The organism is Streptomyces tardus, assembly GCF_018101125.2.
GTDB classification, from domain to species: Bacteria; Actinomycetota; Actinomycetes; order Streptomycetales; family Streptomycetaceae; genus Streptomyces; species Streptomyces tardus.
Map to the genome: position 1 here is coordinate 4119971 of NZ_JAELVF020000001.1, position 21288 is coordinate 4141258.

Annotated in this window: 13 protein-coding genes and 2 pseudogenes; 8 read left to right on the forward strand and 7 right to left on the reverse strand. The window is 72.7% G+C overall.

All coding sequences use genetic code 11. The features are described from left to right. Positions 1-59: 59 nt before the first annotated feature. Positions 60-1190, reverse strand: a complete 1131-nt coding sequence (locus JGS22_RS17640; protein ID WP_211038213.1) for an NADH:flavin oxidoreductase — start codon at positions 1188-1190, stop codon at positions 60-62. A gap of 96 nt (positions 1191-1286) precedes the next feature. After that, complete coding sequence (locus JGS22_RS17645; protein ID WP_211038211.1) at positions 1287-1433, reverse strand: hypothetical protein; 147 nt, start codon at positions 1431-1433, stop codon at positions 1287-1289. Positions 1434-1732: 299 nt separating this feature from the next. Here JGS22_RS17645 and JGS22_RS17650 point away from each other — a divergent pair. The 3 genes and pseudogenes from JGS22_RS17650 to JGS22_RS17660 form a co-directional block, all read left to right on the forward strand. Continuing rightward, a pseudogene (locus tag JGS22_RS17650) lies at positions 1733-3115 on the forward strand (alpha-amylase); the annotation flags it as partial. Positions 3116-3413: 298 nt separating this feature from the next. Further along, a pseudogene (gene pulA, locus JGS22_RS17655) lies at positions 3414-6092 on the forward strand (pullulanase-type alpha-1,6-glucosidase); the annotation flags it as partial. Between the two features lie 234 nt (positions 6093-6326). After that, the gene (locus JGS22_RS17660) at positions 6327-8384 is read left to right on the forward strand and encodes a hypothetical protein (RefSeq protein ID WP_211038207.1); all 2058 of its coding nucleotides are present in this window, start codon (positions 6327-6329) and stop codon (positions 8382-8384) included. Positions 8385-8482: 98 nt separating this feature from the next. Here JGS22_RS17660 and JGS22_RS17665 read toward each other — a convergent pair whose 3' ends face one another. The 4 genes from JGS22_RS17665 to JGS22_RS17680 all read right to left on the reverse strand — a co-directional run bounded on the left by JGS22_RS17665 (position 8483) and on the right by JGS22_RS17680 (position 13849). Then, complete coding sequence (locus JGS22_RS17665) at positions 8483-9232, reverse strand: TetR/AcrR family transcriptional regulator (RefSeq protein ID WP_211038205.1); 750 nt, start codon at positions 9230-9232, stop codon at positions 8483-8485. Positions 9233-9500: 268 nt separating this feature from the next. Continuing rightward, the gene (locus JGS22_RS17670; RefSeq protein ID WP_236074230.1) at positions 9501-11543 is read right to left on the reverse strand and encodes a hypothetical protein; all 2043 of its coding nucleotides are present in this window, start codon (positions 11541-11543) and stop codon (positions 9501-9503) included. A 210-nt stretch (positions 11544-11753) separates the two neighbouring features. Then, positions 11754-12410, reverse strand: coding sequence for a LuxR C-terminal-related transcriptional regulator (locus JGS22_RS17675; RefSeq protein WP_211038203.1), 657 nt, complete (start codon positions 12408-12410; stop codon positions 11754-11756). A gap of 161 nt (positions 12411-12571) precedes the next feature. After that, on the reverse strand, positions 12572-13849 hold the full coding sequence (locus JGS22_RS17680; RefSeq protein WP_211038201.1) for a sensor histidine kinase: 1278 nt from the start codon (positions 13847-13849) through the stop codon (positions 12572-12574). Positions 13850-14203: 354 nt separating this feature from the next. Here JGS22_RS17680 and JGS22_RS17685 point away from each other — a divergent pair, with 354 nt between their 5' ends. The 4 genes from JGS22_RS17685 (at position 14204) to JGS22_RS17700 (ending at position 18025) form a co-directional block, all read left to right on the forward strand. Next, on the forward strand, positions 14204-14836 hold the full coding sequence (locus tag JGS22_RS17685) for a hypothetical protein (protein WP_216815026.1): 633 nt from the start codon (positions 14204-14206) through the stop codon (positions 14834-14836). A gap of 189 nt (positions 14837-15025) precedes the next feature. Beyond that, complete coding sequence (locus JGS22_RS17690) at positions 15026-16654, forward strand: PepSY-associated TM helix domain-containing protein (protein WP_211038197.1); 1629 nt, start codon at positions 15026-15028, stop codon at positions 16652-16654. A gap of 127 nt (positions 16655-16781) precedes the next feature. Then, positions 16782-17153: a 5-carboxymethyl-2-hydroxymuconate Delta-isomerase gene (locus tag JGS22_RS17695; protein WP_211038195.1), complete on the forward strand. Its 372-nt coding sequence runs from the start codon at positions 16782-16784 to the stop codon at positions 17151-17153. Further along, positions 17150-18025, forward strand: coding sequence for a Gfo/Idh/MocA family protein (locus JGS22_RS17700; RefSeq protein ID WP_211038193.1), 876 nt, complete (start codon positions 17150-17152; stop codon positions 18023-18025). The genes JGS22_RS17695 and JGS22_RS17700 overlap by 4 nt, the downstream gene beginning before the upstream one ends. A gap of 353 nt (positions 18026-18378) precedes the next feature. Here the strand turns inward: JGS22_RS17700 and JGS22_RS17705 are convergent, their stop codons facing one another. Beyond that, positions 18379-19845 carry an NsdA family TPR-like regulatory protein gene (locus tag JGS22_RS17705; RefSeq protein ID WP_211038191.1) on the reverse strand — a complete coding sequence of 489 codons (1467 nt, stop codon included), beginning with the start codon at positions 19843-19845 and terminating at the stop codon, positions 18379-18381. Between the two features lie 274 nt (positions 19846-20119). On the opposite strand from JGS22_RS17705, the gene lipB reads away from it, so the two are divergent. Then, the gene (gene lipB / locus JGS22_RS17710; protein ID WP_211038189.1) at positions 20120-20914 is read left to right on the forward strand and encodes a lipoyl(octanoyl) transferase LipB; all 795 of its coding nucleotides are present in this window, start codon (positions 20120-20122) and stop codon (positions 20912-20914) included. The last annotated feature ends 374 nt before the right edge of the window (positions 20915-21288 follow it).

The following is a 21288-nucleotide window of genomic DNA, read 5'->3' on the forward strand; positions in this document are numbered from 1 at the left end:
GTGGCGGATCAGCTCATGAACTTGCTGCAGGAGGCCGCCCGGGTCGGTGACTGCTGGGGTCACCAGAGCTTTGCGGCCACGTCCTTCGTCCACGGAGTCAGCTCGTCGAAGCGGCCGGCGGCGGTCTTGGTGATCCAGTCCGGGTTGGCCAGCAGCGCCCGGCCGACCGCTATCAGGTCGAACTCGCCGCCCTCGTAGCGCTCCAGCAGCGGCCCGACATCGGCGGTGCCGACCTCGCCCCGCTCCAGGAAGGGGGTGTTCAGCCCGACCGAGCCCACCACGATCGTGGGCAGCCCGGTCAGCTTCTTCGTCCAGCCGGCCAGGCTCAGCTCCGAACCCTCGAAGCCTGGCTCCCAGTGGCGGCGGGTGGAGGGGTGCAGAATCGTCGCCCCCGCCTCCACGAACGGGGTGAGCAGCGCCTCCAGCTCGGCGGGGGAGTGCGAGATGCGGGCGCCGTAGTCCTCGCCCTTCCACTGCGAGAACCGCACCGATATGGGGAAGTCGGGGGAGGTGGCGGCCCGTACCGCGGCGATGACCTCGGTGGTCAGCCGGGTGCGGCCGGCCAGGTCCTTGCCGTACTCGTCCTGCCGCCGGTTGGTGACCTCCCAGTGGAAGGCGTCCAGCAGATAGCCGTGTGCGGCGTGGACCTCCACGCCGTCGAATCCCAGCTCGTGGGCGAGGCGGGCGGAGTCGGCGTACCGCTGCACCAGTTCGTCGATCTCCGGTGTCGTCAGCGCCTCGCCGCGGTGGCGGGCGCGGCCGTCGATACCCGAGGGGGTGTGGACCGGGCCTGCGGCCTCGACCGGTTGGTTCCCGCCCATGTGCCAGAGCTGGGGGAAGATCTTGCCGCCCGCCGCGTGCACCTCCTCGACCACCCGCCGCCAGCCGTCCGCGGACCAGGGAGCGAGGCGGGGCACGGCGGGCGCGTCCCCCGCGCTCGGGTGGTCGGGGAATACGCCCTCGGTGAGGATCAGGCCCACCCTGTGCTCGGCCCGGCGGCGGTAGTAGGCCGCGACCTCCTCGGTCGGCACGCCGCCAGGCGAGAAGCTGCGGGTCATGGGGGCCATCACGAACGGGCTCGACAGCTCCAGCCCCGCCACGGTCACCGGGCGGACCACATCGGAGAGGTGGACGGAGGCGGGGGCGTGGGCGGGCGCCGAGGTGTCGGACGCAGCGTCGGTCGTGGACATGGCTTGGTGACTCCCTTGCGGAGTTGGGGGTGTGCCGTCTCGGTCGGCCCCGGCGAGTCGGTGCCGACGGTGGTCCCAACGGTCCGGACCCGCGGGCTATTCCGCGGTGGTGCCCGGCCCGGCCGTCCGCAGGGGGCCGGGCCGGGCGGCGGTGGCCCGGTCGGGGAGCTGCCGCACTCCCTGCAAACCCTTGCAGCAGCCCGTGAAGGAACGGCTGTTGACGGCTGCCTCGTCTGTGTCCAAAGCCTTGACGGTATTTGACGGGGCTTCTACGGTCGGGTTTCGGAAGAGTTTCCAGGGACTTGCACAATTTCTTGCAGGCGAGTGGTGACCCTCCCCGTACGCCTGTGGTCGCGCAGCGGCACGAGGTGTGCGTACCCCCGGTCACTCACCACGTCATCCGCAGTCCCGAGCACCCCCACCGCATCAACAGACCCGCGGGCGCCACGCGTTGCCCGCGGAAGCTTCCGAAGCAGTACTCCCCCCATCGAGCTGGAGGCATCGTGAGTCGGAGAACCCGCAGGCCGACATGGCCGTCCCGGATGTCGTGGTCCTCGCGCGCGAGGAAGGCCACCGCCGTGGGCGCCGCTCTGAGCGCCGGCGTCGTCGGCGCCCTGTTCGCCGTACCGCAGTCGCAGGCCGCGCCGCCCTCGGAACGGGACGTCACCGCGGTGATGTTCTCGTGGAAGTTCGACGCCATAGCCAAGGCGTGCACCGACACCCTGGGTCCGGCCGGTTACGGCTATGTCCAGACGTCGCCGCCGCAGGAGCACATCACCGGCGAGCAGTGGTGGACCCAGTACCAGCCCGTGAGCTACGACATCGCCGGACGACTCGGCGACCGCGCGCAGTTCGAGAGCATGGTCGACACCTGCAACGGCGCCGGGGTCAAGGTCGTCGCGGACGCGGTCATCAACCACATGAGCGCGGGCGAGGGCACCGGCACCGGCGGATCCGAGTACACCAAGTACAGCTACCCGAAGGCCGGTTGGGGCGACTCCGACTTCAACGAGTGCCGCCGGGACATCGAGGACTACGGCGACCGCGGCCAGGTGCAGGGCTGCGAGCTCGTCGGCCTCTCCGACCTGCGGACCGGCAGCGAGCAGGTGCAGCAGCGGATCGCCGACTACCTCAACGACCTCAGCTCCATGGGCGTCGAGGGCTTCCGGATCGACGCCGCCAAGCACATGCCGACCGACGACCTCGCCGCCATCAAGGCCAAGCTGGACGACCCGAACGCCTACTGGAAGCAGGAGGCCATCCACGGTGCGGGCGAGGCGGTCGACCCCGGCGAGTACCTGCAGAACGGCGATGTGCAGGAGTTCCGCTACGCGCGCGGTCTGAAATCGGCGTTCCAGGGCGGCGGCCTCGCCGGTCTGCAGAACTTCGGCGAGGGCTTCATGGACGGCGGGAACTCGGCCGTCTTCGTCGCCAACCACGACACCGAGCGGGTCGGCGACACCCTGAACTACAAGGACAACGCCTCCTACACCCTGGCGCACGTCTTCATGCTCGCCCACCCCTACGGCAGCCCGGACGTCCACTCCGGCTACCGGTTCGACGACAAGGACGCCGGCCCGCCCTCCGGCGGAGCCGCTGCCTGCGACCAGGAAGCCTGGAACTGCGAGCACGAGTGGCGAGAGATCTCCTCGATGGTCGGATTCCGCAACGCGGTCGGTGACGCCGGCCTGGAGCAGTGGTGGGACAACGGCAGTGACGCCCTCGCCTTCAGTCGCGGCGACAAGGGGTTCGTGGCGGTGAACAACGGGGGCGGCCAGGTCAGCGAGTCCGTCGCGACCTCGCTGCCCGACGGCGACTACTGCGATGTCCAGAGCGGCAACCCCGTTGCGGTGAGCGGCGGTTCGGTCCAGGTGGAGCTGTCCGCCGGTACGGCGCTCGCACTGCACGCGGACGCCACCGACTGCGGGTAGCGGTCGCGGGCAGTGGTGGTGCGGCGGGCCCGAGCCATCGGGTTCGGACCCGCCGCACGCGCCGGCGCCGATGGTGCCGCCACGGCGCCGCGCCACCGAGGCGACGGGGCGCCGAGCAGTCGAGCCGCCGCCCCGTCGCCCTCGACGCCCGGGCCGTCGCGTGCGCCTCCCTCCCCTCTCCCTTGCCCTGCTCGCCTCTCGCACTGCTGGGCACTTGCCGTCCCGCTCGTCCGTGGCCCCGTGAACCTCGTCCCTCGCTCCCGCGAATGGAGAACCCTCCGTGCTCCCCAATACTGCGCGCCGCGCACTGGCCGCCGTGCTGGCGGCCGGGCTGCTGGCGACGCTCGGCCCTGCCGCCGCGCAGGCCGAACCGCCCACCGCCGCAGCCCTGGACCTGTCGGAGTCGCGGGCCCTGTGGATCGACCGGAACACCGTGGTGTGGCCGTCGGGCGAGGGCGCGTCGTCCGCCGGGCTGTACTACGCCCCGGACGGCGGCGCCGAACTCGTCGACGGTGAACTCTCCGGCGCACCGAACGAGTTGAAGCTCGCGAAGGTGGGTGGCGGACTCACCGACGAGCAGCGCGCCGCTTTCCCGCACCTCGCGGGGCACGCCGCTTACTCGATCGCCGAGGACGACCGGGACCGTGTCGCCGACGCGACCCGCGGCCAGCTCGTCGCCACCCAACGCGACGGCGACGGCGGGCTCACCGCGGCAAGCGGCGTACAGATCCCGGGAGTTCTGGACGACCTCTACGGCAGCGCCGCCCAACAGGCCGATCTGGGTCCGGTGTTCGCCGAGGACGGCACCCCGAGCCTTTCGGTGTGGGCGCCGACGGCGCAGAGCGTGGAGCTCGAACTCGACGGCGAGCGGCGCACGATGGAGCGGGACGACACCACCGGCGTGTGGCGGGCCTCCGGCGAGCGGGACTGGCTCGGCAAGCCCTACCGCTACCGCGTGAAGGTCTGGGCGCCGACCACCGGCGAGATGGTCGTCAACACCGTCACCGACCCGTACGCCACCGCGCTCACCGCGGACTCCGAGTCCGCACTCGTCGTCGACCTCGACGATCCCGCGCTCGCTCCGCGGGGTTGGGACTCCTACACCAAGCCGGCGGCGACGCAGCCGCGCGACGCACAGATCCAGGAGCTGCACGTACGCGACTTCTCCGTCGCCGACCCGACCGCCGAGCACACCGGCCGCTATCTCGCCTTCACCGAGCGGGACAGCGACGGCAGCCGCCATCTGCGCAAGCTGGCCGACGCCGGTACCTCCCACGTCCATCTGCTGCCCACCTACGATCTGGCCACCACCCCGGAGCGGACCGAGGACCAGGCGGTGCCCGACTGCGACCTCGCCGCGTTCCCCGCCGATTCGCCGGAGCAGCAGAAGTGCGTGGGCGCGGTGCGCGACGAGGACGCGTACAACTGGGGCTACGACCCGCTGCACTACACCGTGCCCGAGGGCTCCTACGCCACCGACCCCGAAGGGCCCGGCCGCACCCACGAGTACCGGCGGATGGTCCGCGCGCTCAACGACAGCGGACTGCGGGTCGTCCAGGACGTGGTCTACAACCACAGCTACGCGGCCGGCCAGGACGAGAAGTCGGTGCTGGACCGCATCGTGCCCGGCTACTACCAGCGGTTGATGGAGGACGGCGCCGTCGCCGACTCCACCTGCTGCCCCGGCACCGCGCCCGAGCACACCATGATGGGCCGGCTGGTCGTCGACTCGGTGGTCACCTGGGCGAAGCAGTACAAGATCGACGGCTTCCGCTTCGACCTCATGGCCCACCACCCGAAGGAGAACATCCTCGCGGTCCGTACAGCCCTGGACGAGCTGACCCCGGAGAAGGACGGCGTCGACGGCAAGCGGATCCTTCTGTACGGCGAGGGCTGGAACTTCGGCGAGATCGCGGACGACGCACGCTTCGAGCAGGCGTCCCAGGCCAATATGGCAGGTACCGGCATCGCGACCTTCAGCGACCGTGCGCGCGACGCTGTTCGCGGCGGTGGCCCGTTCGACGAGGAGCCGGGTGTCCAGGGCTTCGCCTCCGGTCTCTACACCGACCCCAACGACACCGCCGACAACGGCAGTCGGGACGAGCAGCGGGCCCGACTGCTGCACTACCAGGACCTGCTGAAGGTGGGGCTCACCGGCAGTCTCGCCGAATACACCTTCACCGACACCGCGGGTCGGCAGGTCAAGGGCTCGGAGGTCGACTACAACGGCTCGCCGGCCGGCTACGCGGGAGCGCCCGGCGAGGCCCTGGCGTACGCCGACGCCCACGACAACGAGTCCCTCTACGACGCTCTCGCCTACAAGCTGCCGACCGGCACCTCGGCGGCGGACCGGGCCAGGATGCAGGTGCTGGCCATGGCCACCGCGGCCCTCTCCCAGGGCCCTGCGCTGAGCCAGGCCGGCACGGACCTGCTGCGCTCGAAGTCGCTGGACCGCAACTCCTACAACTCCGGTGACTGGTACAACACCATCAACTGGGACTGCTCCGCGGGCAACGGCTTCGGCCGCGGCCTCCCGCCTGCCTGGGACAACGAGCAGAACTGGCCGTACGCCGCGCCGCTGCTGACCCTGCCGCAACTGCGGCCGGGCTGCGCGGAGATCGACGCGGCCTCGGCCGCCTACCGCGACCTGCTCACCCTCCGCACCAGCGAGCCGGCCTTCTCCCAGTCAAGCACCGCGGACGTCCAGCGCGAGCTGGGCTTCCCGCTGTCCGGCACCGAGGAGACGCCCGGGGTGGTGACCATGCGCCTGGGCGAGCTGCTGGTCGTCTTCAACGCGACCCCCGAGACGGCCGAGCAGACCGTGACACAGGCGCAGGGCGGTTCGTACGCGCTGCACCGGGTGCAGGCCGACGGTGCGGACGAGCAGGTCAAGTCCGCCTCGTTCGACGCCGGCAGCGGCACCTTCACTGTGCCGGGCCGCTCGGTCGCGGTCTTCGACGGCCGGGGCTGACCCCGCGCCGTACCCGCCGCGTTCCCGCGCCGCACCCGGGCGTTCTCGCGGCGCGGGCTCGCGGCGGGTACCCGCCGTTCGAGCGGTCGGCCGCTGTGCGCTCGGGGTGCCAACTCCGTTCGTACGGCGGCCTGTTGCGACTCGGTGTCCGGCGCCCGCGGCGGCGATCACTCGTGGCCGGCTTGTCACCCCGGTGCGTAGACAAGGGCGCCCGCGCGCGGGATAAGTGAGCGCATGCGAGCGACTCGAGCGAGTTCGGTCATGGGCGCGGTGGCACTTGCGGCGACGCTGGGGGCGACGCTGCTCGTCCCCGGAGCTTCGGCCCGTACGGCACCGGAGCCGGTCACCCAGCCAAGTACGCCGTCCCAGGGCTGCGACCCGATCGACCCGGCCGCCTGCCTGCTGCCGTTTCCCAGCAACTGGCACACGAAGAAGGACAGTTCGACCGAGACCGGGCGGCGGGTGGACTTCGACCCGGCGTCGATGCCGCGCAACGTCCAGGGCACGGCGATCGACCCCACCGAGTGGAACCGCAGCGACGGCTTCTCGCCGGGCTCCATGCTGCTCGCCCGCGTTCCCGGCCTCGATCTGGACAGGACCGGCGCGGCGCCGATCACCGACATCGGCAGCTCGCTGGAGAACGACGCGCCGATCGTGCTGCTGGACCTCACCACCGGTGAACGGTGGCCGTACTGGGCCGAGTTGGACGCGAACGCCGTCGGCCCGGACCGACAGGCGCTGATCGTCCGGCCCGCGAAGAACCTGATCGCCGGCCACGACTACGCCGTCGCGCTGCGCGACCTCAAGGACGGCGACGGCAAGCCGATCGAACCGCCCACCGCCTTCGCCGACCTCCGCGCGGGCAAGGGCCCCGGTGAGGCGAAGGGCGCCGGTGAGCCGAAGGGCGCCGAGCGAGCGGCGCTTCGCCGGCGAGCTCGTCAACTGGCGCCCGCCTTCGAGGGGTTGGCGAAAGCCGGAGTGAAGACCGAACACGCCTACCTCGCCTGGGACTTCACCGTCGCCAGCACTCGCTCCCTGAGCGAGCGCATGCTGCACCTGCGCGACGACTCCTTCGACCAACTCGGCGACGCTGCGCCCGAGTTCGTGGTCGGCGAGGTGACCGAGAACCCGGCGGACGATCCGATCGCCCGCTCGGTGCGCGGAGTCTTCAACATCCCCAGTTACCTCGACCGCCCCGGCGGACCGCCCGGCGCGGGCTTCGCGTACGACGAGCGCGGTCTGCCGCGGCGCACCGAGGGCAACAAGCAGATCGCCTCCTTCCAGTGCGAGATCCCGCGCAAGGCGCTCGCCGACCCCGCGGTGCCCGCGCTCTACGGCCATGGGCTGCTCGGTGCCGAGGGCGAGGTCGGCTCCGGGAGCATCACCGCGATGGCCGCCGAGCACAACCTGGCGTTCTGCGCCACCAAATGGGCCGGGATGTCCTCCGACGACCTCTCGTTCGTCGCCGAAACCCTCCAGGACCTCGGCAAGTTCCCGGCCGTACCGGACCGGCTCCAGCAGGGCATCCTGAACGGGCTGTGGCTCGGCAGGCTGCTCACGCACAAGGACGGATTCGCCTCCGACGAGGCGTTCCGCAACGACGCCGGCACCTCGGTGCTCGACGCCGACGCGGATCTCGCCTACTACGGCAACAGCCAGGGCGGCATCATCGGAGGCGCGCTGACCGCCGTCTCCACCGAGGTCGAACGCTCGGCGCTCGGCGTCCCCGGCATGAACTTCTCCACGCTTCTCAACCGCAGCAGCAACTGGGCGCCCTTCGAGCAGATCGTGGACACCGCCTACCCGGACAAGCTCGATCAACAGGTCAACCTGGCCCTCATCCAGATGCTCTGGGACCGCGGCGAGACCAACGGGTACGCCCAGCACCTGACCCACGACCCGTTGCCCAACACCCCCGAGCACCGGGTGCTGATGCACGTCGCCTTCGGCGACCACCAGGTCTCGCCGAGCGCTGCCGAGGTCCAGGCCCGGACCGTCGGAGCGAGGATCCACCGGCCGACGGTCGCGGCCGGCCGGAACCCGGACAAGGAGCCCTACTGGGCGATCGAGCCGTTGGAGTACCCCGCCTCGACCGGCTCGGCGATGGTCGTCTGGGACAGCGGCGCGCCCTACCAGCCCCTGACCAACACGGCGCCGAGCGAGGGCGCCGACCCCCACGGCGATCCCCGCAACGACAGGGCCGCCCGTGCTCAGACCGGCGAGTTCCTGCGCACCGGGAGGATCGTGGACGTATGTTCCGGGGCGCCCTGCGAAGCCGCTCCCCGGGGCTGACGAAGCCGCTCCCCGGGACTGAGCGGACACGGTGTCCGCCGACGTGCGGGGTGGGCCGTCCGCAGGGAGCCCGACCCTGATCGGGTACGGAGACCCGATCAGGGGGCCTGCGCGAGAGCCGTCCGGCCGGGGGAGCCGACGAGGGGCCCGTCCGCGACACCGGTCAGCCGCGCCACCAGGGTGGCCAGCGGGCCGTCGGGGCCCTCGCCCGCCACCAGGGCGCGCAGCATCGTCGCCGTCTGCTCGTCGTAGGCCGCGGTCACCGCCGCGAGCGCGACGAGGTCGTCCACCAGGCGCGGCACCAACTCCTCGCGCGGAACGGCGCGTTCGGTGACCCAGCCGAACGCCGCCGTCTCGACCAGCCCGACCCACGAGGTGAGCAGCAGCCTGAGCCTCGGCCCGGGGTCGGCCAGCCGCAGGTGCAGGCGCATCTGTGCGTACGCCTTCTCCCGCACCCCCTCCAGCGCGGCGCCCTCCCGGGCCGCACCGGGGGTGGCGCCGCCGGCGCTGCCGCCGCGCAGCAGGGCGCAGAAGCTCGGGCCTTGTTCCTGGACGAAGTCGAAGTACCGGTTGAGCACACGGTTCAGACGGGCCGTCAGGGGCCCTTCGGCCGGTTCGACGAAGAGCGCGGTCAGCTCGTCGGCCGCGACCTGGACGGCGGCCTCGTACAGGCTGTGCTTGCCGGGGAAGTAGTGGTAGACCAGCGGCCGGGAGATCCCGGCAGCAGTGGCGATGTCGTCGATGGACACGTCGTCGGGGGAGCGGGTGCTGAACAGCTCGAGCGCCACGGCGATGAGCTGCTGTCGGCGTTGCTCCGTGTCCATTCTGCGTCGAAGCGCGGTTGCCATCCGCCCACCTTAGAACCTGCCCGGCGAATACCCGGAGTTGAAACGGTGTGGACACCAACAGGCTGTCCGCACACGGGAGTTCAGTGTGCATCACATGCATCGGAGGCGCACGGACGGCACCCGGGAGCGCGGCCCGTACGTACGCACTCCTCACGCGTACGTACGCACTCCTCGTGCGGGGCGTGCGCACTCCTCGTGCGGGGCGTGCGCGGGCTGCGGCTCCGGGCGGTTCGCCGCGCGGGGACGGCGAACCGCGCGCCGGGCGTGCTCACTTCAGCGGCCCCAGCTCCCCGCCGTCCGCGAGCGTCGCACGCAGCTTCGCCTTCGCGCCCTGCTCGACCGGTGTCATCATCAGCCGCCCCTCCACGCGCGTCTGCACTCCGCCCTCGGCGGTGATCGAGGTGACCCCCTCGCTGCCCACCGCCAGCAGGTACCAGGTGCCGCCGGGCGACTTCCACAGCGCTCCCGCCAGCGCCCGCGGATCGCGGGCTCCGCATTCGGCGCCGCCCTTCGCCCGGCCCACCACCGCGGCCTGGGTGCCGGCCGGGGCCGGGGCCCGGAACTGCGCGTACGCCTGGCCCTGGCTGCCGCGCCAGGTGTCCGCCCTGGTGCACACCCAGGAGGCGGCCCCGGCGTTCTCGGGCAGCTGGTGGGAGCCGAACTGCCAGGAGTTGACCGACCGGACCCCCGAACCGCTCAGCACCGGCAACTGGCAGGCAGAGCCCGCGAGCAGCCGCCGAGCGGGTTCGGAGAGCGCGTCGACCGGCGCGGTGCCGGGCGTGCCGAAGGTGAGCCTGGCCGGGACGATCTCGCCCAGATCCGTGAGCAGGTACGGGCGTTCGCTCTTCGTCTGTGCGCGCAGCGCGGGCCAGCTCTCGCAGCGGCCGGTGCCCAGCGGCGGTGCCGGCAGCGGATCGCTCACGCCGTCGCTGCCGCGCCCGACTTCCTTCCCGGTGTCGTCGGGCTTGAGCAGGTCCACCGTGCTCAGCCGGCTCACCCAGGGAGCGGTGAGGTAGCGGGAGTTGGAGTCGCTCCGGGTGAGCAGCGCCGCCGAGGATCCGGCCGGGTCCGCGCCGTCGGTACGGGCGAAGTCCAGCCCGACCGGGCCCTGTTCGCCGCCCGCCGGCTCCGCGTACCGCACCAGTCGCAGCCCGTCGTGCAGCAGCACCAGGGAGGCGCCTTCCGCCTCGCCGGCGTAGAGCAGCTGTGCGGGGCCGGCCGCCGGGCCGGTCTGGGTGCCGGGTGTCGCGGTGACCTCGACCTGACGGCCCGGCCGGGCCCAGACCGCGAGCGCGCGGCTCAACAGGCGGTTGTCGTCGAGGAGTTCGCCGCGTGCGGGCCAGACGGAGAAGTCGGTCCTGGCCGACTTGCGCCACGCGCTCCCCGGCACTCGCACCAACTGCTCGGGGTCCAGGGCCTGTTGGGCCGCAGGATTCTGTGCGTACGCGGGGGCGGCGGCGCCGCTCGGACCCCAGCCCTCGCCCGGCATCCCGAGCAGCACGCCGAGCACGGCGAGCGCTGCGACACCGATCACCAGGGCCCGGCGGTGCTGACGGCGGCGCAGCAGATCCGTGGGGCGCGCCCGCAGCACACTGGGGTCCAACCCCCAGCCGGCCGTCGGTACGTCCCGGCTGCCGGCCGGCAGCGGCACCCCGTCCGCCTCGTCCAACGCGTCGTCCGGATCGCCGACGCCGAGCGCCTCCAGCAGGTCGTACACCTCGTCGTCGCTCAGCCCTTCCAGGGCCTGCAGCGCGAATGCCGCCCGGCCCTCGCCCGAGCACTCGGAAAGGGCGCGATCCAGGGCGAGTTCGTCCTCGCTGCACATCCGGGGCAGCAGCCGCAGCCCTGCCGCCCGCGGCAGGCCGAGCCGAAGCCGGGGCCCGCGCCCGAGCCGCAACGGGCCGATCCGCCACGGGTGTTCGGCGTCCAGCGCCCGGCGCACCACCCGCATCCGCACGTAGGCGTACCCCGCGTCCGCGACTCCGCCGCCGGGTCCGCGCTGCGCCGGCAGCCGGGGATCGTCGGCGGCCCGGCCCCTGGGCAGCGCGCGCTGCACCACCTCGTGCGCCGTCAACACCCTGCGTTCGCGCCCCAGCGAGGCCGGGAGCGTGAGATGGGCGAGCCGCACCAGCCGCGCGTAGTGCTCGACGATCACCGACTCGGCCACGTCGACGGCCACCGGGCCGGAACCCGACGCAGGAGTCGGCTGGTCGCGGGGGGCGTGCGGGTCCGGCGGAGCCGCACCGCCGGGCTGCTGCTCGTCGTCGGCCGGTGCCGTACCTGCTGCTCGGTCCGCGCGGTCGGAAGTCACGTCTGAAGGGGCCACATTGAGCAGAACGAGTGAATCCGCAGTTGGTCACTTGCCGCGCCGGCGCCGCTCGCCGCGCCCGCCGCACCGGGTCCGTACCCGCCGCACAGCGTCCGTACCCGCCGTACGCCGCGCCCGCCGTACGCCGCAACTGCCCCGCCACGCGCCCGAACGCGCCCGTACACCCCGGCGGCGGCGAACCGGGGCCGGGTGTCAGCTGCTGCTGCCGTGGTCCAGGTAGGCGAGCACGGCGAGCACGCGGCGGTTGCTGTCCTCGGCGGGCGGCAGCTGGAGCTTCTGGAAGATGTTCGCCGTGTGCTTGGCGATGGCCCGCTCCGTCACGACCAGGCGTTCGGCGATGGCCGCGTTGGAACGGCCCTGGGCCATCAGCTCCATGACCTCCTTCTCGCGCGGTGTCAGTGCGGCCATCGGACGGTCGCGCTCGCGTCGCGTCAGCAGCTGCTGGATGACCTGCGGGTCCATCGCGGTGCCGCCTGCGGCCACCCGCCGCACCCCGTCGATGAACTGCTCCGCGTCGAAGACCCGGTCCTTGAGCAGATAGCCGACCCCGCCGTTGCCGTCGGCGAGCAACTCCGAGGCGTACAGCTGCTCCACGTGCTGGGAGAGGACCAGCACCGGCAGCCCGGGCCGCTCCCGCCGGGCCTGCAGGGCGCACTGCAGGCCCTCGTCGCTGAAGGTCGGCGGCAGCCGTACGTCCACCACGGCCACGTCCGGTCGCAGCTCGGCGAGCGCCTCGGTCAGTTCTGGTCCGCTCTCCACCGCCGCGGCGATCTCGAAGCCGAACGCCTCCAGCATGCGCACCAGTCCGTCGCGCAGGAGAAAGAGGTCTTCGGCCAGTACGACGCGCACGGTTTCTCCGGGGAGCGAGAGGGAGCGGGAGAGCGGGCCGGGGGAGCCGCCCGTCCGAAACTACCAACAGGGCCATCGGGCGCCGTAGTTGGCCGGAGCCCGACCAGCTCAGGAGCCGGAGTGCCACTGGGCGCGCCGCAGCGGGTGCGGCCGGGCGGGGGTCAGGGCCTGACCGGTCGGCAGGGGATCTCCATGGTGACCATCGTCGGGCCGCCGGGCGGGCTGCTGACCGCGAGCACACCGTCGAACGGGCCGAGCCGCCGCTCCACGCCGGTGATGCCGGTGCCGCCCGCCGGATCCGCGCCGCCCCTGCCGGAATCGGTGATCGCTATCCGCAGCGCGTCCCGCTCGTAGTGCACATCCAGCCAGACCCGGTCGGCGCCCGAGTGCTTGGCCGCGTTGGTCAGCACCTCGCTGACGGCGAAGTACGCCGCGGACTCCACCGGCTCCTCGAAGCGGTCGGGCAACCGGACGTCCGTCTCCACCGTGAGCGGCATCCGCAGTGCCAGGGCTCGTACCGCGTCACCCAGTCCGCGTTCGGCGAGTACCGGCGGATGGATACCGCGCACCAGGTCGCGCAGCTCGGTCAGCGCCTCGGCCGAGTTCTCCCGAGCCTGGCTGATCAGCTTCTTGGCGGTCGCCGGATCGCTCTCGATCAGTGCCTCGATGGTGCCGAGGGACATGCCCATGGCCACCAGGCGGGCCTGCGCACCGTCGTGCAGATCGCGTTCGATCCGGCGCAGTTCGGCGGCCGAGCTGCCCACCGCATCGTGCCGGGTCTCGTACAGCTCGCTCACCCTGCGGGTCAGGGCGTCCTTGGGCGGCGGCTTGAGGAGCGTGTGGGTGAGACGGCCGTGCACCCCCATCAGCGGACGGGCCAGCAGCGGCCCGGCAGCGATCAGCAACACGCCCAGCCCGGCGGCGATCACCGCGGTGGGGAAGGAGTCGACCGGTACGAAGAGGTACCAGTGGGTGTCGCCGGTGCCGCCCGAGGTGAGCGGGTCCCACAGCCACGGCAGCAGCACCCCGAAGATCCCCTGCGCGATCATCCCCAGCGGGATGACCGCCAGAACCGCGCCCGCGGTGCCGTCCGCATGGACCCACAGCAGATCGCGCCAGGTCGAGGGGTCCCGGACCAGGGTGAGGAACCGCTTGAAGTGGCCGGAGAGCCCCGGCTCTGTCGGCAGCCTGTGGTACGCGCTGCCCACCGGGATCCCGGCCCATGCCGCGTTCAGCTCACGGCGCTTGTTCGCGTACGCCCGCAGCGCCAGCACCGCGTACGGCGTGGTCAGCAGCCCGATGCCGGCGGCGGGCACGAGCGCCAGGGAGATGAGCAGCAGCGAGCCCAGAACGATGCCCGCCGTCATCGCGACGAGCCCCAGCCAGAATCCCCGTGCGGCGGCGAGCATCCCGCCCCGCACCCCCGTCGACCCGTCCATGCCTCAGCCTCTCCGAAGGTCCTTGTGCGCACTGTGGTGTGCCCCTTGATTCTGGCCGTACGCGGGGCCGCGGACACGGGGCCTCCCACCCGAAGCGGGGGTGCACCCAGGTACACCCCCGGCAGCCGCTCGGTCGGCGACCCCTCGACCGGGCCGTCTCAACGTCCCTGGCCTGCGCGGTTGTTGGGGAATAAACGCGGAGCGGCGATCCAATCGGACCGGGAAATTCCTGTACCGACCGCTGACGCGAGTCGGTGACCGTGCCATGATTCCGCCACTGTGCTGCCTCGAATAGTCCAGACCAGAGCCGCGCCGCTCCGCGCCGTACGAGCCACGCTGTTCACAGCCGTGTGCGTGGTACTCGCCGGTGCCGGTCACGCCGCGGTCTCGGGCCGGGCGGTGCCGCCGTGGGTACTGCTGGCCGCCTGCGTCGCTGTGGGAGCGCTCGCCTGGGCGGGCGTTGCCCGCCGACGCGGCCCGTACGCCATCGGCGGCGCGCTGCTCGTGCTCCAGGCCGGCCTGCATCTGCTCTTTGCGCGACTGGGCCCCGCACCGGCCGCGGCGCACCCGGCAGCACCCCCGGCCGACGCCGGGCACGGCCACCTCGGCGCACACGCCGGCACGGCCGGCGCCGGGCACTCGGGCGGCCACCACGGCTCGGTGCAGGAAGGGGCCGACGCCCTGCTGTCCGGCGTCGTGCACGGTTCGCCCGCGATGACCACGGTGCACCTCCTGGCCGCGCTCGGCTGCGCCCTGTGGCTGTGGCGCGGCGAGGCCGCACTCTTCACGCTCCTGCGGCTGCTGGGCGACCGGGCGCACACCGTGCTCGTACTGCTGCTCGCCCCGGCGCCACTGCCGGCGGCCGAGTCCGGGCCGCGGCCCGTCGACGCGCCGGACGCGCCGCGGACCGTGCTGCCGGCCCACTCGCGCCAGGGCCGCGCGCCGCCACGCCTTCGGCGGGACCTCCCGGCAGCCGCCCTCGTCTGAACCCGAGAGAGGCCCGTCCGGTCCCGCGCCCCGTGCCGGGCGTGCGGCAACCGCCGTACGCCGTCGAGGAGTTCACCCCACGCACCCGCCGACCCGGTGCGCAGCCGTGCTCGCGCGGCTGCCCCGTGCCCGCTCGTGACTCCCGGCGACCCCATGGCCAACCTCGCCACTGACAAGGGAACACCAGACATGTCCTCATCCTCTTCTGCGCGAGAAGTCGAGACCGACCCCCCGCAGCCCTCTCCCCGACCGCAACCCGCCGCTCCCCGCCGCCGCTCCGGCCTGCGGGCGATGCGGCCCCTGGTGATGCGGCTGCACTTCTGCGCCGGGCTGCTCATCGCCCCCTTCCTGCTGGTCGCTGCGCTCACCGGGGCGCTGTACTCCACCTCGTACCAGGTCGAGAAGGTCCTGTACTCCGACGAGCTGACCGTTCCGGTCGGCGACCAGGTGCTGCCGCTCTCCGAGCAGGTGGCGGCGGCCCAACGAGCCCATTCGGAAGGGGAGTTGAGCGCGGTACGGCCCGGTGACAATCCCGGCGCCACCACCCGCGTGATGCTGGACGACCCGAGCGCCGCCGAGAACAGGCTGCTCGCTGTCTTCGTCGACCCCTACACCGCCGAGGTGCGCGGCGCGCTGGACAGTTACGGCAGCTCCGGCGCACTGCCGTACCGCGCCTGGGTGTCCGAGCTGCACCGCATGCTGCACTTCGGTGAAACCGGCCGCCTCTACAGCGAGTTGGCGGCCAGCTGGCTGTGGGTGGTGGCGCTCGGCGGTGTCCTGCTGTGGCTCGGCAGGCGGCGTTCCCAGCGGCGGCTGAAGGGCACCACCGGGCTGCGGCGCACCCGTTCGCTGCACGGCCTGATCGGACTCTGGGCAGCGCTCGGCGTGATCATGCTCTCCGCCACCGGTCTGACGTGGTCCGCCTACGCCGGCGGGAACATCGGCGAGCTGCGGGAGAAGGTCGGCGGCGGCACTCCGGTCATCTCCACCGATCCGGGCGCGGGCCACGAGGAGCACGGCGGTTCCGGCGGCGACGGCCACGAAGGTCATGAAGGTCATGAAGGTCATGAAGGCCACGAGGGCGACGAGGGCCACGGGGAGGGCGGCGGTGACGGTTCCGAGCACCCGGTCCTCGCCGTCGACCGCATCGTGGAGATCGCCCAGGACGAGCACGGGATCTCCGGCCCGCTGGAGATCCTGCCGCCGGTGGTCGGCGAGGACGGAGTGCCCGGCGCGTACCTGGTCAAGGAGATCGACACCCAGCTCCCGCAGCGCATGGACCAGGTCGCACTCGACGCCTCCAGCGGCGAGCTCACCGACCGCCTCGACTTCGCCGACTACCCGCTGCTGGCCTCGCTCAGCAGCTGGGGCATCAGTCTCCACAACGGTCAACTCTTCGGTCTGCCCAACCAGTTGATGCTCCTCGCGCTCGCCCTCTCGGTGGTCGCGATGATTGTGCTCGGCTACCGCATGTGGTGGCAGCGCCGACCCACCGACGGCCCACGCCTGGCCTTCGGCCGCGCACACCCGCGCGGTACCTGGCGCCAGGTACCGGTGACCTGGTGGCTGCCACTGGTGGGAGTGACCGCGCTGGTGGGCTGGTTCATGCCGCTGCTCGGCATCAGCCTGCTGGCCTTCCTGGCGCTGGACGCCGCACTCGGGCTCTACGCACGCACCCGCACCGCCCGCGCGGGCGGCGACGGAACCGCGGACGGCGACCGAACCGCGGGCGAGGACGGCGAAACGCTCGCCACCGACGGTGGTTCCGGTCGATCCGGGAGGCCGGACGAGGCGCCGGACTCCGCGGGACGTTCCTGAGACGCGGGCGGTGCCGGTCCGAGCAGCATCGGATCGGCACCGCTCCCCGCACCACCGTCGCTCGGGCCATACCCTGGAGCGCGAACCGCCCGAGGCGGACAGCCCGCCACCGCATCAGGGAGTCGCCGTGCCCCATCTGACAGTCGACTACTCCGCACCACTGACCGGCACTTTCGACAGCAGGGCCCTCGGCCGCGATCTCCACCGGATCACCGAGAAGGCGGTCGGCGCACAGGTCGCCGGCTGCAAGACCGTCCTGCGCCCGATCCAGGACGGCGTCATCGCGGACGGCGACGAGGACGTCGACATGGTGCACGTCGACGTCGCGATCCACGCCGGCCGCACCAGGGAGGCCAAGGCCGAACTCGCCGCGGGCGTACTCGCCCTGCTCAAGGAGCGGCTGGCGGCCGGGCCCGGACGGCGGCTCCATCTGTCCGCGCACGTGAGCGAGCTCGATCCGGCCACGTACGTCTCCCACAAGCTCCAGGCGTCCGCATGAGGTTCGGACTTCTGGGCACGGGCCCCTGGGCGAGCCGCACCCACGCCGTCGCGCTGTCCGCGCACCCGCGGGCCGAACTGGTCGGTGTCTGGGGTCGCAGGCCGGAAGCGGCACAGGAGTTGGCCGCCGCCCACCACACCACCGCCTATCGCGACCTCGACGCCCTGCTGGCAGAGTGCGACGCCGTCGCCGTCGCGCTCCCGCCCGACGTACAGGCCGAGTTGGGGATCCGCGCGGCCGAGGCCGGCTGCCACCTCCTGCTGGACAAGCCGGTCGCCACCACCACCGGGGCCGCCGAACGCCTCGCCGCGGCGGCGGAACGGGCCGGGGTCCGCTCGGTGGTCTTCTTCACCCTGCGCTTCTCGCCCGAGACCGCCCGCTGGATCGCCGAACAGCGGGTCACCGGCGGCTGGTCGGCCGGTCGCGCCGACTGGTACTCACCGGTGTTCGGCGGCTCCGAATCGCCGTACGCGGCCTCACCCTGGCGACAGGAGAAGGGCGCACTCTGGGACGTGGGCCCGCACGCGCTCTCGGTGCTGCTGCCCGCGCTCGGCGAGGTCGAGCCCAGCGGTGTGACAGCCGTCAGAGGTCCCGGTGACACCGTCCACCTGGTGCTGCGGCACGCCTCCGGGGCCTCCAGCACGATCACCGTCACCCACTCCGCCCCGCCCGCGGCGGCCGGCGTGAGCGCGGAGCTGCGCGGCAGCGCCGGGGTCGTGCAGATGCCGGAGCGCGTGGCGCCCGCCGAGGCCGCCTTCGGCAGGGCGATCGACGCGCTGCTGGCCCCCGAACGGCACGACTGCGACCTGGACTTCGGCGTCCGGGTCACCCGGCTGCTCGAAGCGGCGGACGCCCAACTCCCGCCGCTCTGAGTCGAGTTCGGCGTGTCGCCGCTCCCGTGCGGAGCGGCGGCACGCCGGACCGCCGCGCGCGCGGGGCACGCCGTGGCCGCAGTCCGACGACCTTGCGCGCAGGGCTTCCGGGGAAGTGCCCGCCACCCCTTCAGCAGGGGCGTCCGCTCCTGCTGAAGGGGTGGCGAGTCCGTTGCGGGGCAGGGGAGTTGGCGCCGGCTCGGCGTCGCGAACAGAGCCCGGCCGGTCGGGGCGGAGCCCGGCTCCCCTGCGAGCGGCTGCCGTTCACGCGCCCGGTGGGCCGGGCCGGACGCCGCACGCACCGGTCGGCCCCTGCACCCTCTCTGCCCTTCTTCTCTTCCGCGGGCAGCGCCTCAGCCGAGAGCGGCGACCCGGTCGCGGTAGCCGCGCACCGGCGGGGCGTCGCGGTAGGGCTCCAGCAGCGCCTCGAACTCCCGCACCGCCTCGATCGCCCGCGCCGAGCGCATGTGCACCGCCGCCCGCGCCGCCTCCAGTGCGAGCGTGCAGGCCGGCTCCACCTCGCCCAGGCCCAACCGAGCTGCGGCCAGCGTCACCTGGCACAGCAGCCGGTTCCGTGCGCGGTCGCCAATGCTCTGCCGCAGCGACCTCTCCGCGTACGTGACCGCGCTGCGGTACTGGCGCAGAGCCAGGCAGGCGTGCGCGAAGTCCGCCGCCATCCGCGACTCGTCGAAGTACAGCGCCCAGTGCGGGACTTCCTCGCTCGGCCTGCTGTCCGCCATCGCCTGTTCCGCCCTGGCGAGCGACGCCTCGGCGGCCCGCGGCTCGTCCAGTGCCGCGTGGCCGCGCGCCTCGGCCGAGTGCAGCAGCGACTGCACGACGTGCGGCGCCGCGCCGCCCACGCCCTGCTGTGCGACCCGGGCCAGCTGCACCGCCTCCCGGCCGTGCCCCAGATGCACCGCCTGCCGGCTCATCGTCACCAGCACATAGCTGCCGTACCCGCGGTCGGCCGCGGCCTGTGCCAACCGCAGGGACTGGACGAAGTAGCGCTGGGCCAGCCCGTGCGCCGCGATGTCGAATGCGGTCCAGCCGACCAGCCGCGTCAACTCGGCCGCGGCGCCGAAGAGTCGGCGACCGGTCTGCTCGCCGTAGACCCCGCGCAGCATCGGCTCGACCTCGAGCTCCAGATAGCGCACCAGCGCCGGCCTGGCGTGCCCGCCGCCGTGCGCCTGATCGAGCGCGCGGAACATCTCGCCCACCGAACGCAGCGCCGCGATGTCCCCGCTCGTCACCGGCTCACCGGGCCCCCGTTCCTGGAGCGGGTACGCCTCGGCCCGCGCCGCCGGCGGCGCACCGGGACGGCCGCCCTGGGTGGGCACCCGCGCGGCCGCGGGGGAGGGGACGCTGGCCACCCGCTCGTCCGGACGCCCGATCAGCCAGTCGCGACTGGGCACCACCAGCCCCGCCGAGGTGAAGGCGATCTTGCGCAGCTCCGCGTGGTGGCCGGTGTCCTTGCGCCATAGCCCGGAGACGATGTCGATCGCCTCGCCCGGGCCCGCGGCGAACTCCAGGCCCGCGTACACCGGAGCACAGGCGTCCAGCCCCAGGTCCTGTGCGGTCAGCCGCCGCCCGAGCCGCCGGGTGAACACCTCGGCGATCAACGCCGGTGTCGTGCCGCGCGGTTGCTGGCCGCGCAGCCAGCGGGTGACGGAGGTCTTGTCGTAGCGCAGGTCAAGGCCGTGCTCCAGGCCGAGCTGGTCGACCCGTCTCGCCAGCCCCGCGTGGGAGAAGCCCGCCTCTGAGATGAGCGCGGCGAGCTGCCGGTTGGGGGTGCGCGGTGGCGCGGGTCGGTCCGTCGACATCAACGCTTGGGTCTCCTGCCTCTCGGCGTGGTCGCGTGCCGGGGAAACCCGGGAGCAGGTGTCCGGGGCGAAACGGCGTGAACGGCGCGAATGTAGCGGGCCCGCAGTGGCTCCTCTCCCGCATGCGGGGGTATTCATCCATACGTGTGAGCTGCCCCTTCTCGGGTGCTGACGGCCCGGCCGGCGGCGCGCCGTAGAGTGACGGAACGAGGAGGCGGGGCCGGGCCGGACGGCCGCGGGCGGCGCCTGTGTGACTGCACGGTGAGGAGCCGTCGTGAGCGAGCTGCGCTTTGTCCATCTGGGCTTCGGCGACGGGGCGGTCGAGTACCGGGACGCCTGGCAGCGCCAGCGCGAGGTGCACGCCGCCCGGATCGACGACGAGATCCCCGACACCTGCCTGCTGCTGGAGCACGAGGCCGTCTACACCGCGGGCCGCCGCACCGAGGACAGCGAGCGTCCGCTGGACGGGACCCCGGTCATCGACGTCGACCGCGGCGGCAAGATCACCTGGCACGGGCCGGGCCAGCTCGTCGGTTACCCGATCCTGAAGCTGCCGCGGCCGGTCGACGTCGTCGCCCACGTCCGGCGGCTGGAGGAGGCACTGCTGCTCACCTGCGCCGACTTCGGTGTGGAGGCAACCAGGATCGAGGGGCGAAGCGGCGTGTGGGTGCTCGGCGACCCGGTCGAGCAGCGCGCCGCCCGCGGCGGCCTGTCACTGGATCTGGCCGGCGGAATCGGCGGCGCGCCCGCACCCGACGAGGAGTACGACGCGCGGCTGATGGGCCCCGAGTACGCGCCCTCCAACGCGGGCCAGCGCGGCGAGGACCGCAAGCTCGCGGCGATCGGCATCCGCGTCGCCAAGGGTGTGACGATGCACGGCTTCTCGCTCAACTGCGCGCCGGACAACACCGGTTTCGACCGGATCGTGCCCTGCGGCATCAGGGACGCCGGAGTGACCTCGCTCTCCGCCGAGCTGGGCCGCGAGGTCCCGATCGACGAGGTGCTGCCGACCGTCGAGCGGCACCTGCGTACCGTGCTGGAGTCCGTCGAACTGACCCGGGTCGGCTGACCCGCACCGTCCGGCTCGCCGACCTCTCGGGGCGAACCGAGCCGACGCAGGAGCGTCGTGTGCGCCTGAGGAATCCTGCGTAGGACACCTACCCAGGGCAGACGACGTACGTACCAGTGGACATGGACAGCTGGGCGTACGGCAGATGACCTACGGCGTGGGAATGCCCGGGCGCATGACCTACGACACATCGCGCGGTCCGCACCGGGTGCACCTACCGGCCCGAAGGCGTGCACCCGGTGTAGCCCTACCAATCCGTACCGCCGATGTCGGACGCGAGAGACCGCGCGCGGAGCCGCCGAAGGGCGACATCGGGGGGAGCGGCAGTGAGTTCTCGGGGGTGTGCCCGGGGGATCCCGAGGGATCCCGAGGAA

What these genes read in the sequence shown, in the direction of transcription:
- JGS22_RS17640 (WP_211038213.1), bottom strand. Translation starts at nt 1,190, where the DNA reads ATGTCCACGACCGACGCTGCGTCCGACACCTCGGCGCCCGCCCACGCC.
- JGS22_RS17660 (WP_211038207.1), top strand. Translation starts at nt 6,327, where the DNA reads ATGCGAGCGACTCGAGCGAGTTCGGTCATGGGCGCGGTGGCACTTGCG.
- JGS22_RS17665 (WP_211038205.1), bottom strand. Translation starts at nt 9,232, where the DNA reads ATGGCAACCGCGCTTCGACGCAGAATGGACACGGAGCAACGCCGACAG.
- JGS22_RS17680 (WP_211038201.1), bottom strand. Translation starts at nt 13,849, where the DNA reads ATGGACGGGTCGACGGGGGTGCGGGGCGGGATGCTCGCCGCCGCACGG.
- JGS22_RS17690 (WP_211038197.1), top strand. Translation starts at nt 15,026, where the DNA reads ATGTCCTCATCCTCTTCTGCGCGAGAAGTCGAGACCGACCCCCCGCAG.
- JGS22_RS17700 (WP_211038193.1), top strand. Translation starts at nt 17,150, where the DNA reads ATGAGGTTCGGACTTCTGGGCACGGGCCCCTGGGCGAGCCGCACCCAC.
- JGS22_RS17705 (WP_211038191.1), bottom strand. Translation starts at nt 19,845, where the DNA reads ATGTCGACGGACCGACCCGCGCCACCGCGCACCCCCAACCGGCAGCTC.